Genomic DNA, 13,370 nt, shown 5'->3' with positions numbered 1-13,370 from the left:
ATGAAAAACACGATCCAATACACGATAGTCCCGAAGGATCCGGCGGCGCATTTGTTCGCGGTCACGCTGACGGTTCCGACACCCGATCCGGAGGGACAAAGCTTCTCGCTGCCGGCGTGGATTCCCGGCAGCTACATGATTCGCGAATTCGCGCGCAACATCGTGCAGATTCGTGCGGAATCCGGTGGCAGAAAAATCTCCCTCAGGAAGCTCGACAAGCACACATGGCTGGCGGCGCATTGCGACGGGCCGTTGACGTTGCGCTACGAGGTGTATGCGTGGGACTTGTCGGTGCGGGCCGCACATCTGGATCAGACGCATGGCTTCTTCAACGGCACCAGCGTATTCCTGTGCGCGCACGGTTTTGAAAACCTGCCGCACGTCGTCGATATCCAGCGTCACGACGACCCCGCGTATCGCGCCTGGCGCGTCGCCACCGCGCTGCCGGAACTGAAGGCAAAACGCTACGGCTTCGGCACCTACGTCGCCGCCAACTACGACGAGCTGATCGATCATCCGGTCGAGATGGGCGAGTTCGAACTGGCGAGCTTCAAGGCGCATGGCGTGCCGCACGACATCGTCATCACGGGCCGCGTGCCCAACCTCGACATGGCGCGCCTTTCGGCGGACTTGAAGAAGGTCTGCGAAGCGCAGATCGCGTTGTTCGAGCCGCGCACCAAACGTGCGCCGATGGATCGTTATGTATTCATGACGATGGTGGTGGGTGATGGCTACGGCGGGCTGGAGCATCGCGCATCGACGGCGCTGATCTGCGCGCGCGGCGATCTGCCGGTCAAGGGCAGGAGGGAGATGAGCGATGGCTATCGCACCTACCTCGGCCTGTGCAGCCATGAGTATTTCCACACCTGGAATGTCAAGCGCATCAAGCCCGCGACCTTCGTGCCCTACGACTTGCAGAATGAAGGCTATACCTCGCTGCTGTGGCTGTTCGAAGGCTTCACCAGCTACTACGACGATTTGATGCTGGTGCGCAGCGGCCTGATCGATGAGCAGGAGTATTTCAAGCTGGTGGCAAAGACCGCCAATGCCGTGCTGCGCGGCAGCGGGCGCATGAAGCAAAGCGTCGCCGAGTCGAGTTTCGACGCGTGGATCAAATACTACCGGCAGGACGAGAATGCGCCGAACGCGATTGTCAGCTATTACCAGAAAGGCTCGCTGATCGCGCTGGGACTCGATCTGACGATACGCGAACAGACCGGGGGCAAGAAATCGCTGGACGATGTCATGCGCGTGCTGTGGAAGCGTTACGGACGCGACTTCTACGCCAGCGGCGCAGACGCGGAAGGTGTCTTCGAAGTGGATGCAGAGGCGATTTTCGACGAAGTCACGGGACTGAAGCTGAAGCGTTTCTTCGACCGCTGCGTGCGCGGCACCGACGACATTCCGCTGGACAAATTGCTCGCGCCGTTCGGCGTCACGCTCACCGATGATTGCAAGGAGGCAAAGCCGGGGCTGGGCATTCGCACCGCACGCAATGGCAGCGATTGCAAGGTGGCCAATGCCTATGAAGGCGGTGCGGCGCATCGGGCGGGCGTGTCGGCTGGCGATGCGTTGGTGGCGCTGGATGGCGTGCGCGTGACGGCGACGAATCTGGAGGATCTGCTGTCGCGTTATCGTGCGGGCGACGCCGTGGCGTTGCATGTGTTCCGGCGCGATGAGCTGATGACGTTTACTGTCGTGTTGACGCAAGGCGATGCGCCGCAGGTGAAGCTGATGCCGCAAGAAAAACCGCTGGCTGCGGCGCGCATGCGAGCAAAGTGGTTGCGCTGACGCTTGCTATGTTGAAGTGACGGCAACGGAAATGGCGGGGTCAGAAGCGAAACGCCGTTTCCAGTCATTCCGAGTGAACGAGGAATCTCAAAACGTCATTGCGGTCGCCTGCGTCAGAGATTCCTCATTGCATCCGGAATGACAGCGTCAGCCGAACAGCCGGCTCAGCTCGACACCCGGCTCCGGGGCACGCATGAACGCCTCGCCGACGAGGAAGGCATGCACATCGGCATCGCGCATGCGCTTCACGTCATCCGGCGTCAGGATGGCGGACTCGGTCACGACCAGTTTGTCGGAAGGGATGCGCGGCAGCAGGCCGAGCGTGGTTTGCAATGAGGTTTCGAAAGTGCGCAGATTGCGATTGTTGATGCCCAGCAGTGCAGTCTTCAGGCGCAGCGCCGCATTCAACTCCTCCGCGTCATGCACTTCCACCAGCACGCTCATGCCGAGTTCATGCGCACAGGCTTCCAGTTCCGCCATCAAGCCGTGATCCAGCGCGGCAACGATCAGCAGGATGCAATCAGCGCCCCATGAGCGCGCTTCGTACACCTGGTACGGATCGACCATGAAGTCCTTGCGCAGCGCCGGGATGGAACACGCTGCGCGCGCCTGTTTCAGATAATCCGGCGAACCCTGGAAAAACTGCACATCGGTCAGCACCGACAGACAAGCCGCGCCATGCTCGGCATAACTCTTCGCGATATCGGCAGGGCGGAAATCGGGGCGCAGGATGCCCTTGGACGGCGATGCCTTCTTGACTTCGGCGATCACGCCCGCATGGCCCGCAGCGATCTTGCCGCGCAGGCTGGCCTCGAAATCACGCAGGTTTTGCCGGGCTTCCTTGTCGCTTTCCACTTCACGCCGCAAGCTGGCGAGGTCACGGTATTTTTTCGCGGCGGCGACTTCATCCGCTTTCACCGCAAGGATTTTGTTCAGTATGTCGGACATGATGGATCAGGCAGAAGCGCCGAGTTGTTGAGTCACTTGCACGAATTGTTCGAGCTTCGCGCGTGCCGCGCCGGAGGCCAGCGCCTCGCGCGCTTTGGTCAGGCCATCGGCGATCGAGGAAACCACGCCCGCCGCGTACAACGCCGTGCCAGAATTCAACACCACGATGTCGCGCACCGGCCCCGGCACATTGTCGAACGCCTCGTAAATCTTTTCCTTCGATTCCGCCGCGCTCGCGACTTTCAGGTTGCGGTTGCTGACCATTTGCAGGCCGAAGTCTTCCGGATGGATTTCGTATTCGCGGATCTCGCCGTTGACCAGTTCGCCAACCATGGTTGCCGCGCCGAGCGACACTTCATCCATGCCGTCGCGGCCCCAGACCACGAGCGCATGCTGCGCGCCGAGGCGCTGCAATACGCGGATCTGAATGCCGACCAGGTCGGCATGAAACACGCCCATCAGGATATTGGGTGCGCCGGCCGGGTTGGTAAGCGGGCCGAGGATGTTGAAAATCGTGCGCACGCCGAGTTCCTTGCGTACCGGCGCGGCGTGTTTCATCGCGGCGTGGTGATTCGGCGCGAACATGAAGCCGATGCCGGTTTTCTCGATGGATTGTGCGACCTGGTCGGGTTGCAGATTGATGTTGGCGCCCAGCGCATCCAGCACATCGGCGCTGCCGGACGACGAAGACACGCTGCGCCCGCCATGCTTGGCGATGCGTGCGCCGGCTGCAGCCGCGACGAACATCGACGCGGTGGAAATATTGAAGGTGTTCGCGCCGTCGCCGCCGGTGCCGACGATGTCGAGCAGATTCGTGGTGTCGGCCAGCGGCACCTTGGTCGCGAACTCGCGCATGACTTGCGCGGCGGCGGCGATCTCGCCGACGGTTTCCTTCTTCACGCGCAAGCCCATGGTCAGGGCGGCAATCATCACCGGCGACATTTCGCCGCTCATGATCTGGCGGAACAAGGCCAGCATCTCGTCGTGGAAAATCTCGCGGTGTTCGATACAGCGCAACAGCGCCTCTTGTGGGGTGATCGGCATTTCTGGTACTCCGTTGAATGGTGGCTCAGGCGCGCAGGAAGTTCTTCAGCAGCGCGTGTCCGTGCTCGGACAGGATCGACTCGGGGTGGAATTGCACGCCTTGGATATCGAATTCCCTGTGCCGCACACCCATGATTTCGCCGTCGCTGGTCCACGCCGTCACCTCCAGGCAATCCGGCAGCGACTCGCGCTCGATCGCCAGCGAGTGGTAGCGGATGATGGTGTAGGGGCTCGGCAGATCCTTGAACACGCCGACGCCGGTATGCTCGATCACGGAGGTCTTGCCATGCATGACCTGCCTGGCACGCACCACCTTGCCGCCGAATGCCGCACCGATGCTTTGATGTCCGAGGCACACGCCGAGGATCGGCAGCTTGCCCGCGAAGTGTTGCAGCACAGGCACCGAAATCCCGGCCTCATGCGGTGTGCATGGCCCCGGAGAAACGCAGATGCGATCCGGCTTCAGCGCCTCGATTTCTGCCAGCGTGATTTCGTCATTGCGATAGGTGCGCACATCCTCGCCCAGCTCGCCGAAATACTGCACCAGGTTGTAGGTGAAGGAGTCGTAGTTATCAATCATCAGCAACATGTCAGATCTCCCCATCCAGACCGTCTTGCACTTGCTCAGCTGCGCGCAGCACGGCACGCGCCTTGTTCTCGGTTTCCAGCCATTCCATTTCGGGGACCGAATCGGCGACGACGCCGGCGGCGGCCTGTACGTGCAGCGTGCCGTCCTTGATGACGCCGGTGCGGATCGCAATCGCCAGATCCATCTCGCCGCCGAACGACAGATAGCCGCACGCGCCGCCGTAGATGCCGCGCTTGGTCGGCTCCAGCTCATCGATGAGTTCCATCGCGCGCACCTTCGGCGCACCGGACAGGGTACCGGCGGGGAAGGTGGCTTTCAGCACGTCGATGTTCGACAGGCCGGACTTGAGCGTGCCTTCGACATTGGAAACGATGTGCTGCACATGGGAATATTTTTCGATCACCATCTTGTCGGTGACCTTGACGCTGCCGATGTCCGCGATGCGGCCGATATCGTTGCGCGCCAGGTCGATCAGCATCACATGCTCCGCGATTTCCTTCGGGTCGGCCAGCAATTCCTTCGCCAGCTCCACATCGCGTTCCGGCGTCGCGCCGCGCGGGCGGGTGCCGGCGAGCGGACGGATCGTGACTGCCTTGCTGCCGTCGCTGACCGTCTCGTTGCGCACCAGGATTTCCGGTGAAGAGCCGACGATCTGCATGTCGCCGAAGTTGTAGAAGTACATGTAGGGCGACGGATTCAGCGAACGCAGCGCGCGGTACAGCGAGAGCGGCGAATCGACATATGGCTTCTTGATGCGCTGGCCGACCTGCACCTGCATCAGATCGCCGGCCATGATGTATTCCTTGGCCTTCTCGACCGCCTTCAGATAGTCTTCCTTGGCGAACTCGCGAATCGCATCGGTGCGCACCGATGCCGACGTGACCGGCACATCGACCGCACGGCGCAGCATGGCGCGCAAATCCTTCAGCCGCTGCCGCGCTTTGGAAAAGGCTTCCGGCTGCGTCGGGTCGGCGTACACGATCAGGTACAGCTTGCCGGACAGGTTGTCGATGACGGCCAGTTCTTCCGTCACCAGCAATTGAATATCCGGCAGGCCGAGGTCGTCGTGCGGCGTCGAATGCTGCAGGCGCTTCTCGATGTAGCGCACCGCGTCGTAGCCGAAGTAACCCGCCAGGCCGCCGCAGAAGCGCGGCATGCCGGGGCGGATGGCAACCTTGTAACGCGCCTGGAATTCCGCGATGAAATCGAGCGGATTGCCTTCGGTCGTTTCAATCACCGTGCCGTTCTTCACGACTTCGATCCGGTTGCCGAAGCTGCGCATCAGCGTCGAAGCCGGCAGGCCGATGAAGGAATAGCGGCCGAAGCGTTCGCCGCCGACCACGGATTCAAGCAGGAAGGTGTTCTTGCCCGCGTTCTGCGTCTGCGCCAGCTTGAGGTAGAGCGAAAGCGGGGTTTCCAGATCGGCGAATGCCTCGGCGATCAGCGGAATGCGGTTGTAGCCGTGCGTGGCCAGCGATTTGAATTCGAGTTCAGTCATGTTTCTCTCCGGGCGCCATTGTAGAACGAATGACAACGGCGCGAATCACAGCAACGGGATTGGTTCAAAAACGTTGCTGACCGAACAGGCGGCCAGCGGCATTGGGATTTATTCAGCCCTGGATTGCCAGCGTCGCCACAGCCAGGCCTCAAACACGCCCAGCGATGTCACGTTACGTTTTTTGACGAGAAACATGCGGTAGAAAGTTATGCAGAAATAAGATGCGCTGCATCGAGCAGCGAGGAAACTATACCATCCGAATCGACGTCGTGTATAGGTTTGCCATGGTTGTAACCATAGGGCACGTTCAAGACTCGGCAGCCGGCCGCACGCGCCGCCTGCGCGTCGTTGGACGAGTCGCCGATCGCGACTGCCTCTTGCGGCTGCACGCCGAAATCCTCGCACACCTTCAGAAACGGATAGGGATCGGGCTTCTTTTTCGGCAGCGAATCGCCGCCATACACCAGCTCGAAATAGGGACGCAGACCGGTTTTCTCCAGCAAAGGCAGCGCGAATGCGATCGGCTTGTTCGTCACGCAGGCCAGCCGCACGCCTTTCGCTTGCAGCTCACCCAAGCCTTCACGAACGCCAGGATAGACGCTGGAATAGTCGCCGTTGATCGCGAGGTAATGCCGCTGATAGGATTCCAGCGCCTGCGGGAAATGCCGCTCGACACCGTCGGCATCGAAATCGACGGCCAGCACGCGGCGCATCAGATTCTCCGTTCCCTTGCCGACAAAGTTCGTGATCGTCTCGATCGCAAGCGGAGCAAGGTCCAGTTCTGCACGCATGCGATTGACGGCGACATGAAAGTCCGGTGCCGTGTGCAGCATGGTGCCGTCCAGATCGATGATGGCGGCGCGAATGCCGCGCAAGGCAATGCGTTCCGGCGCGTTCATGCCTGCGCCAGCTTTTCGCGCATGGCGTCGATGACGGTCTTGTAATCCGGCTTGCCGAAAATCGCCGAGCCCGCCACGAAGGTGTCCGCGCCGGCGCGCGCCGCATCGGCGATGTTCTCGATCTTGATGCCGCCATCGACTTCCAGCATGACGTCGCGCCCCGATTCGTCGATGCGCTGGCGTACCGCGGCGATCTTTTTCAGTGCCTCGGGAATGAAGGACTGACCGCCGAAGCCGGGATTGACCGACATGATCAGAATGATGTCGAGCTTGTCCATCACATGGTCGAGATAATGCAGCGGCGTGGCGGGATTGAACACCAGACCGGCCTTGCAGCCATTGTCGCGGATCAGTTGCAGCGTACGGTCGATATGTTCGGACGCCTCCGGATGGAATGTGATGATGTTCGCACCCGCCTTGGCAAAATCCGGCACGATGTGATCCACCGGCTTGACCATCAGATGCACGTCGATCGGCACCTGCACATGCGGGCGAATCGCTTCGCATACCAGCGGTCCGATGGTCAGATTGGGGACGTAATGGTTGTCCATCACATCGAAGTGGATGATGTCGGCACCGGCGGCAACGACATTGCGCACTTCCTCGCCCAGGCGGGCGAAATCGGCGGAGAGAATGCTAGGCGCGATACGATAATTTGGCATGGCAAATACGGGAATGAAGTTGCGCTATTTTACCGCTTCGACGAAAAGCGAGTCCTTGCATGATTGCGGGATTTCGTGTGGAATGCGTCGATTGAACTTGCTGCATGCAAGAACATCAAGGAACCCGCATGGCCGCCTACGAATTTACCGTCACCGTCAAGACCCGGTACCTGGAAGAGCAATCGGAACCGGAGCGTTCCCATTATGTATTTGCCTACACGATCACGATCAGGAATACGGGGCAAGTCGCCGCGCAATTGATTTCACGCCACTGGATCATCGTCGACGCGAACAACGACGTCGAGGAAGTGCGCGGCCTCGGTGTCGTCGGACATCAGCCGTTGCTCAAGCCGGGTGAGCAATTCGAATACACCAGCGGCACGGCGATGGCCACGCCGCAAGGCTCGATGAAGGGGAAGTATTTCTGCGTTGCCGAGGATGGCGCGCAGTTCGAGGCAAGCATTCCGGAATTCGTGTTGAGCTTGCCGCGCACCTTGCATTAGATTAGTCGTCGCGCGGCGTCTTCTCTTCAGGTGGAGGAGATTTTTGCTGGGGTGGATGAGTCGGTTTTTTCCCCGAAAACATGGTCCACCAAACAATAAATACAAGCAAGAACAGCGCAACGCCCGCTTCAAGAAATAATACCCACATGGTTTTAACTACCTCAATGTCATTCACGCGCATCAGTTTACTTGTATCCGCAACAGTCGTCGTCGGCATCAGTATCGGTGCCTGCACCACAACTCCATCGCCGCAGCCATCAAGTCCGGCGGTGGTCGCAGCGCCGCCGGTCGCACCTGCACCCGCCGAAGTCAGGAAGGCCCCGCTGCAGCCAACGACATTTTCTGTGCTGCCGGGCTGGGCCAGGGATGATCTGCGTCAGGCATGGCCCGCGTTCATGTCGTCCTGCGACGTGCTGATCAAGAAAGAGGAGTGGAAGGAGCCGTGCACAATTGCGCGCGAGGTCGATGCGGGCAGCGAAAAGGCGGTACGTCTGTTTTTCGAGTCGTTCTTCGTGCCGCATCAGGTGGTCAATGCCGACGGCTCGGACAGCGGGCTCGTGACCGGCTATTACGAACCGCTCCTGCGCGGCGCGCGCAAGCGCGGCGGTCCGTATCAGACGCCATTGCATCGTGCGCCGGACGACTTGCTGACGATCGATCTGACAAGCGTCTATCCGGAGCTGAAAGGCATGCGTTTGAAGGGGCGGGTGGTCGGCAACAAGGTGATGCCGTATCCCTCGCGCGCCGACATGACCCAGTCCAATGCGCTCTCGGGCAAAGAGTTGCTATGGGTCGATGATCCTGTCGAGGCGTTTTTCCTGCAGGTGCAGGGATCGGGGCGGGTGCAATTGGCCGATACGAAGGAGGTGGTGCGTGTTGCCTACGCCGATCAGAATGGACATCCTTACAAGTCCATCGGTCGTTATCTGGTGGACAAGGGCGCGATGACGCTTGAGCAGGCATCCGCGCAAAGCATCAAGGCATGGGTCGCCGCAAATCCAGCCCGTCAGCAGGAATTACTCAATGCCAATCCGAGTTATGTATTCTTCAAGGAAGAAAAGCTCGCCGATTCGAGCCGGGGGCCGAAAGGAGCGCTCGGCGTGCCGCTGACGCCGCAGCGTTCGATCGCAGTCGATCCGCAATTCGTGCCTTTGGGTGCGCCCGTATTTCTGGCGACGACTTTGCCGGGCAAGGATGTTCCGTTGCAGCGGCTGGTGATGGCCCAAGACACCGGGGGCGCGATCAAGACTGCGGTGCGCGCCGATTATTTTTGGGGCTTCGGTGCGGAAGCAGGCGAAAAGGCGGGGAAGATGAAACAGCGCGGCATGCTGTGGGTCCTTTTGCCGAAATTTTCCGAAAGCGCGAACGGCAGCAAATGAACTGCACGGCGCATGCGTGATGCGTACAAGCGGCCAAATCCTGGGGTGTTGCGAGCAAGCAGTTGCGGCGCGAACGAATTATCGAAGAACAAGAACGGGAATGGTCGAATGCGCCAATACCTTTTGCGTCTCGCTCCCGATGAACAATTTGCTGAACCCCCTTCGCCCGTGCGAAGCCATGAATATCGCATCGCAATGGAATTTATCGGCGGTATTGATGATTTCCTCATGCGGCGCGAATGACTGCGCGACACTGGTTTCGCAGGCCACGCCCGCATTGTGCGCGGCGACGGCGATTTTCTGCACATAGGTTTCCGCCAACTCGCGCATTCGCTCTTCATACACTCCCGACTCGATGGCACTTGAGCTCTCGAGGATTGTTGCAAATGGATAGGGCTCCGCAACGGACAGCCCGATGATCTTGCTTCCGCATTTCTGCGCAAACTCGATTGCGGGGGCAATCGCTTTCTCCGACAGTGCGGACCCATCGGTCGGCACAAGAATGGTCTTGAACATGGCGGCTTCCTTTCAGCTTGGTCGTCGACATCAACGTGATGCGAGTCTTGATGATGCCAGGCCTTCTCATCATGTGTTTTTAATCTGGAACAAAAACGATGCGATTCATGCCGGCTATGCCAATCGGGGCTTGTCAAGATTAATGCTCGGCCATCCGTGTTCTTTCAAGGCGCTACAATCCAGAGAGTTCTTTTCGGGAGATGCAACATGAATTACAAAAACATACTGGTAGAGACTCGCGACAAGGTCGGAGTGATTCAATTGAATCGCCCCAAGGCCATGAATGCCCTCAATGATCAATTGATGGACGAATTGGGTGATGCATTATTGAAATTCGACGCGGATGAAAAAATCGGTTGCATCGTCATTACCGGCAGCGACAAGGCTTTCGCTGCCGGTGCCGACATTAGTGCGATGGCCAAATACACATACATGGATGTGTATAAGGGCGAGTACATCTCGCGCAATTGGGAACACATTCGGCGCGTGCGCAAACCGGTGATTGCCGCCGTCGCAGGATATGCGCTCGGCGGTGGTTGCGAATTGGCAATGATGTGCGATTTCATTATCGCCGCCGAAACCGCGAAATTCGGACAGCCGGAAATCAAGATAGGCACAACTCCCGGGGCTGGTGGTACACAACGCCTCCCGCGTGCCATATCAAAAGCGAAGGCGATGGATTTATGTCTGACCGCCCGAATCATGGATGCGGCAGAAGCAGAACGGGCGGGACTTGTGTCGCGTATCGTGCCGGCTGACAAATTGCTGGATGAGGCATTCTCTGCTGCCGCAATCATTGCAAGCATGTCGTTGCCGATCGCCATGATGGTAAAAGAGTCGATCAATCGCGCATACGAAACCACGCTGACAGAAGGAATTCTCTTTGAGCGCCGCATGTTCCATGGCACTTTCGGAACCGAGGATCAAAAAGAAGGCATGGAAGCATTTCTTGAAAAGCGTCCGCCGATGTTCAAAAACAGCTGAAGAAATTGTGTGCCGGCAAGGAGGTAAAAAGGCGCCGCCATCGCAGGATGCCAAATGTTGATGATCTCGCCAGCAGATTCGCTTGACTTTCCGCATCAGCATCCCTAGAATATCGCCTCTTTGCTGCTGCCGGACAAAACGATTCGGCAGTGCTTTCGAGGCGAAAGCAGGCAACAGGATAAGTTAAGTGAGTTAAACCAAACTTGACGGTTTCTGAAAACCCCTGCATAATCTCGTTTCTCTGCTGCTGCCGAACAAGACGATTCGGTGGGGTGTCGCAGGAATGCGGTGCGGGCGGGGTGGTTCTTTAACAATTAACAGCCGATAAGTGTGGGTGCTTGATGGGAGTGCGGCAGCGGGGTTTTGCCTTGCTGTGTAACTTTACAAATATCAAGTGCTCGCAAAGAAATATAGGTAAGTTCGCAAGAAGTTACCTGTCAGTATTTTGAGTGAGCGACCAGTCGGAAACGACTGTGCCCGAGAGGGCAGAAACAGAGATTGAACTGAAGAGTTTGATCCTGGCTCAGATTGAACGCTGGCGGCATGCCTTACACATGCAAGTCGAACGGCAGCGCGGGAGCAATCCTGGCGGCGAGTGGCGAACGGGTGAGTAACATATCGGAACGTGCCCTGGAGTGGGGGATAACCAGTCGAAAGACTGGCTAATACCGCATACGATCTACGGATGAAAGTGGGGGATCGCAAGACCTCATGCTCGTGGAGCGGCCGATATCTGATTAGCTAGTTGGCGGGGTAAGAGCCCACCAAGGCGACGATCAGTAGCTGGTCTGAGAGGACGACCAGCCACACTGGGACTGAGACACGGCCCAGACTCCTACGGGAGGCAGCAGTGGGGAATTTTGGACAATGGGGGCAACCCTGATCCAGCAATGCCGCGTGTGTGAAGAAGGCCTTCGGGTTGTAAAGCACTTTTGTCCGGAAAGAAATCCCCTGGGATAATACCTCGGGGGGATGACGGTACCGGAAGAATAAGCACCGGCTAACTACGTGCCAGCAGCCGCGGTAATACGTAGGGTGCAAGCGTTAATCGGAATTACTGGGCGTAAAGCGTGCGCAGGCGGTTGTGCAAGACCGATGTGAAATCCCCGGGCTTAACCTGGGAACTGCATTGGTGACTGCACGGCTAGAGTGTGTCAGAGGGGGGTAGAATTCCACGTGTAGCAGTGAAATGCGTAGATATGTGGAGGAATACCGATGGCGAAGGCAGCCCCCTGGGATAACACTGACGCTCATGCACGAAAGCGTGGGGAGCAAACAGGATTAGATACCCTGGTAGTCCACGCCCTAAACGATGTCAACTAGTTGTCGGGTCTTAATTGACTTGGTAACGCAGCTAACGCGTGAAGTTGACCGCCTGGGGAGTACGGTCGCAAGATTAAAACTCAAAGGAATTGACGGGGACCCGCACAAGCGGTGGATGATGTGGATTAATTCGATGCAACGCGAAAAACCTTACCTACCCTTGACATGGTCGGAATCCTGCTGAGAGGCGGGAGTGCTCGAAAGAGAACCGGCGCACAGGTGCTGCATGGCTGTCGTCAGCTCGTGTCGTGAGATGTTGGGTTAAGTCCCGCAACGAGCGCAACCCTTGTCATTAGTTGCTACGAAAGGGCACTCTAATGAGACTGCCGGTGACAAACCGGAGGAAGGTGGGGATGACGTCAAGTCCTCATGGCCCTTATGGGTAGGGCTTCACACGTCATACAATGGTACATACAGAGGGCCGCCAACCCGCGAGGGGGAGCTAATCCCAGAAAGTGTATCGTAGTCCGGATTGGAGTCTGCAACTCGACTCCATGAAGTTGGAATCGCTAGTAATCGCGGATCAGCATGTCGCGGTGAATACGTTCCCGGGTCTTGTACACACCGCCCGTCACACCATGGGAGCGGGTTTTACCAGAAGTGGGTAGCCTAACCGCAAGGAGGGCGCTCACCACGGTAGGATTCGTGACTGGGGTGAAGTCGTAACAAGGTAGCCGTATCGGAAGGTGCGGCTGGATCACCTCCTTTCTAGAGTTTGCACGAGCGTCAAGTGCTCACACTTATCGGTGTGTTAATAAGAAGAGACAGAAAACAGTGGGCAATCGGTGCGGCTGGCCGGTTGAAGGTGACTGAGATCTGATCAAGCGGGTCTGTAGCTCAGCTGGTTAGAGCACCGTGTTGATAACGCGGGGGTCGTTGGTTCGAGCCCAACCAGACCCACCAGGAAAGATTCGGGGGTTTAGCTCAGCTGGGAGAGCACCTGCTTTGCAAGCAGGGGGTCGTCGGTTCGATCCCGTCAACCTCCACCATCATTCGCGGAAATGTCAAACCCAAGTCGGCGGCGCAGTGCGTCGTGGGATTTGGGTTTGATCTTTCAGGATCAATGGCTGTTTTTGTTCTTTAACAATCTGGAAGAGGTAGTAAAGATTTATCAGTGCAGACTGATGTGTTTGTGATGAATGCGTCGGGATGTGCTGGTGGGTTGTGATTGTATCAATCATATGTATGAAAGAGTTCTCGTCGCAAGATGAGTAGTCTGGATTACGGCATATTC

The 13,370-nt window shown here is 58.1% G+C and carries 12 protein-coding genes, 2 tRNA genes and 1 rRNA gene; 7 read left to right on the top strand and 8 right to left on the bottom strand.

The genetic code is table 11. The features are described 5' to 3' along the window. Window positions 1-1,791 (top strand): M61 family metallopeptidase, encoded by a 1,791-nt coding sequence (locus D3870_RS15460; RefSeq protein WP_119740453.1) that lies wholly within the window; start codon window positions 1-3, stop codon window positions 1,789-1,791. A 147-nt stretch (window positions 1,792-1,938) separates the two neighbouring features. Here D3870_RS15460 and trpC read toward each other — a convergent pair whose 3' ends face one another. From trpC to rpe, 6 genes are all read right to left on the bottom strand, one after another. Beyond that, a complete protein-coding gene (gene trpC, locus D3870_RS15455; protein ID WP_119740451.1) occupies window positions 1,939-2,739 on the bottom strand; it encodes an indole-3-glycerol phosphate synthase TrpC in 801 nt (266 codons plus the stop codon). A 6-nt stretch (window positions 2,740-2,745) separates the two neighbouring features. Continuing rightward, window positions 2,746-3,783, bottom strand: coding sequence for an anthranilate phosphoribosyltransferase (trpD, locus tag D3870_RS15450; RefSeq protein WP_119740449.1), 1,038 nt, complete (start codon window positions 3,781-3,783; stop codon window positions 2,746-2,748). Window positions 3,784-3,808: 25 nt separating this feature from the next. Then, window positions 3,809-4,372 (bottom strand): aminodeoxychorismate/anthranilate synthase component II, encoded by a 564-nt coding sequence (locus D3870_RS15445; protein WP_119740448.1) that lies wholly within the window; start codon window positions 4,370-4,372, stop codon window positions 3,809-3,811. Between the two features lies 1 nt (window position 4,373). Further along, window positions 4,374-5,870 (bottom strand): anthranilate synthase component I, encoded by a 1,497-nt coding sequence (gene trpE, locus D3870_RS15440; RefSeq protein WP_119740446.1) that lies wholly within the window; start codon window positions 5,868-5,870, stop codon window positions 4,374-4,376. A 206-nt stretch (window positions 5,871-6,076) separates the two neighbouring features. Beyond that, window positions 6,077-6,769 (bottom strand): phosphoglycolate phosphatase, encoded by a 693-nt coding sequence (locus D3870_RS15435; RefSeq protein WP_119740444.1) that lies wholly within the window; start codon window positions 6,767-6,769, stop codon window positions 6,077-6,079. Further along, a complete protein-coding gene (gene rpe, locus D3870_RS15430; RefSeq protein ID WP_119740442.1) occupies window positions 6,766-7,431 on the bottom strand; it encodes a ribulose-phosphate 3-epimerase in 666 nt (221 codons plus the stop codon). The genes D3870_RS15435 and rpe overlap by 4 nt, the downstream gene beginning before the upstream one ends. 128 nt (window positions 7,432-7,559) lie before the next feature. Between rpe and apaG the strand changes: the two genes are divergently transcribed. Then, entirely contained in the window at window positions 7,560-7,934 is a 375-nt protein-coding gene (gene apaG, locus D3870_RS15425) for a Co2+/Mg2+ efflux protein ApaG (RefSeq protein WP_119742204.1), read from the top strand. A 1-nt stretch (window position 7,935) separates the two neighbouring features. Here apaG and D3870_RS15420 read toward each other — a convergent pair whose 3' ends face one another. After that, window positions 7,936-8,169, bottom strand: a complete 234-nt coding sequence (locus D3870_RS15420) for a hypothetical protein (RefSeq protein ID WP_199710811.1) — start codon at window positions 8,167-8,169, stop codon at window positions 7,936-7,938. On the opposite strand from D3870_RS15420, the gene mltA reads away from it, so the two are divergent. Next, window positions 8,099-9,313: a murein transglycosylase A gene (gene mltA / locus D3870_RS15415; protein WP_119740438.1), complete on the top strand. Its 1,215-nt coding sequence runs from the start codon at window positions 8,099-8,101 to the stop codon at window positions 9,311-9,313. The genes D3870_RS15420 and mltA overlap by 71 nt on opposite strands. Window positions 9,314-9,391: 78 nt before the next feature. Here the strand turns inward: mltA and D3870_RS15410 are convergent, their stop codons facing one another. Further along, window positions 9,392-9,829, bottom strand: a complete 438-nt coding sequence (locus D3870_RS15410; protein ID WP_119740437.1) for a universal stress protein — start codon at window positions 9,827-9,829, stop codon at window positions 9,392-9,394. 207 nt (window positions 9,830-10,036) lie between these two features. Here D3870_RS15410 and D3870_RS15405 point away from each other — a divergent pair, with 207 nt between their 5' ends. The 4 genes from D3870_RS15405 to D3870_RS15390 all read left to right on the top strand — a co-directional run bounded on the left by D3870_RS15405 (window position 10,037) and on the right by D3870_RS15390 (window position 13,125). Further along, window positions 10,037-10,813, top strand: a complete 777-nt coding sequence (locus tag D3870_RS15405; RefSeq protein WP_119740435.1) for an enoyl-CoA hydratase — start codon at window positions 10,037-10,039, stop codon at window positions 10,811-10,813. Between the two features lie 500 nt (window positions 10,814-11,313). Then, window positions 11,314-12,844: ribosomal RNA gene (locus tag D3870_RS15400) — 16S ribosomal RNA — on the top strand. 118 nt (window positions 12,845-12,962) lie between these two features. After that, a tRNA-Ile gene (locus tag D3870_RS15395) sits at window positions 12,963-13,039 on the top strand. A 10-nt stretch (window positions 13,040-13,049) separates the two neighbouring features. Then, window positions 13,050-13,125: transfer RNA gene (locus D3870_RS15390), tRNA-Ala, on the top strand. Window positions 13,126-13,370 lie beyond the last annotated feature (245 nt).

Source organism: Noviherbaspirillum cavernae (assembly GCF_003590875.1).
Taxonomy (GTDB): domain Bacteria; phylum Pseudomonadota; class Gammaproteobacteria; order Burkholderiales; family Burkholderiaceae_D; genus Noviherbaspirillum; species Noviherbaspirillum cavernae.
This window is presented reverse-complemented; position numbering and strand designations above follow the sequence as displayed.

Excerpts from the sequence above, each read along its gene's own strand:
- D3870_RS15405 (WP_119740435.1), top strand. The coding sequence starts at position 10,037 with ATGAATTACAAAAACATACTGGTAGAGACTCGCGACAAGGTCGGAGTG.
- D3870_RS15435 (WP_119740444.1), bottom strand. The coding sequence starts at position 6,769 with ATGAACGCGCCGGAACGCATTGCCTTGCGCGGCATTCGCGCCGCCATC.
- trpC (WP_119740451.1), bottom strand. The coding sequence starts at position 2,739 with ATGTCCGACATACTGAACAAAATCCTTGCGGTGAAAGCGGATGAAGTC.
- mltA (WP_119740438.1), top strand. The coding sequence starts at position 8,099 with ATGTCATTCACGCGCATCAGTTTACTTGTATCCGCAACAGTCGTCGTC.
- trpE (WP_119740446.1), bottom strand. The coding sequence starts at position 5,870 with ATGACTGAACTCGAATTCAAATCGCTGGCCACGCACGGCTACAACCGC.
- trpD (WP_119740449.1), bottom strand. The coding sequence starts at position 3,783 with ATGCCGATCACCCCACAAGAGGCGCTGTTGCGCTGTATCGAACACCGC.
- rpe (WP_119740442.1), bottom strand. The coding sequence starts at position 7,431 with ATGCCAAATTATCGTATCGCGCCTAGCATTCTCTCCGCCGATTTCGCC.
- apaG (WP_119742204.1), top strand. The coding sequence starts at position 7,560 with ATGGCCGCCTACGAATTTACCGTCACCGTCAAGACCCGGTACCTGGAA.
- D3870_RS15460 (WP_119740453.1), top strand. The coding sequence starts at position 1 with ATGAAAAACACGATCCAATACACGATAGTCCCGAAGGATCCGGCGGCG.
- D3870_RS15410 (WP_119740437.1), bottom strand. The coding sequence starts at position 9,829 with ATGTTCAAGACCATTCTTGTGCCGACCGATGGGTCCGCACTGTCGGAG.
- D3870_RS15445 (WP_119740448.1), bottom strand. The coding sequence starts at position 4,372 with ATGTTGCTGATGATTGATAACTACGACTCCTTCACCTACAACCTGGTG.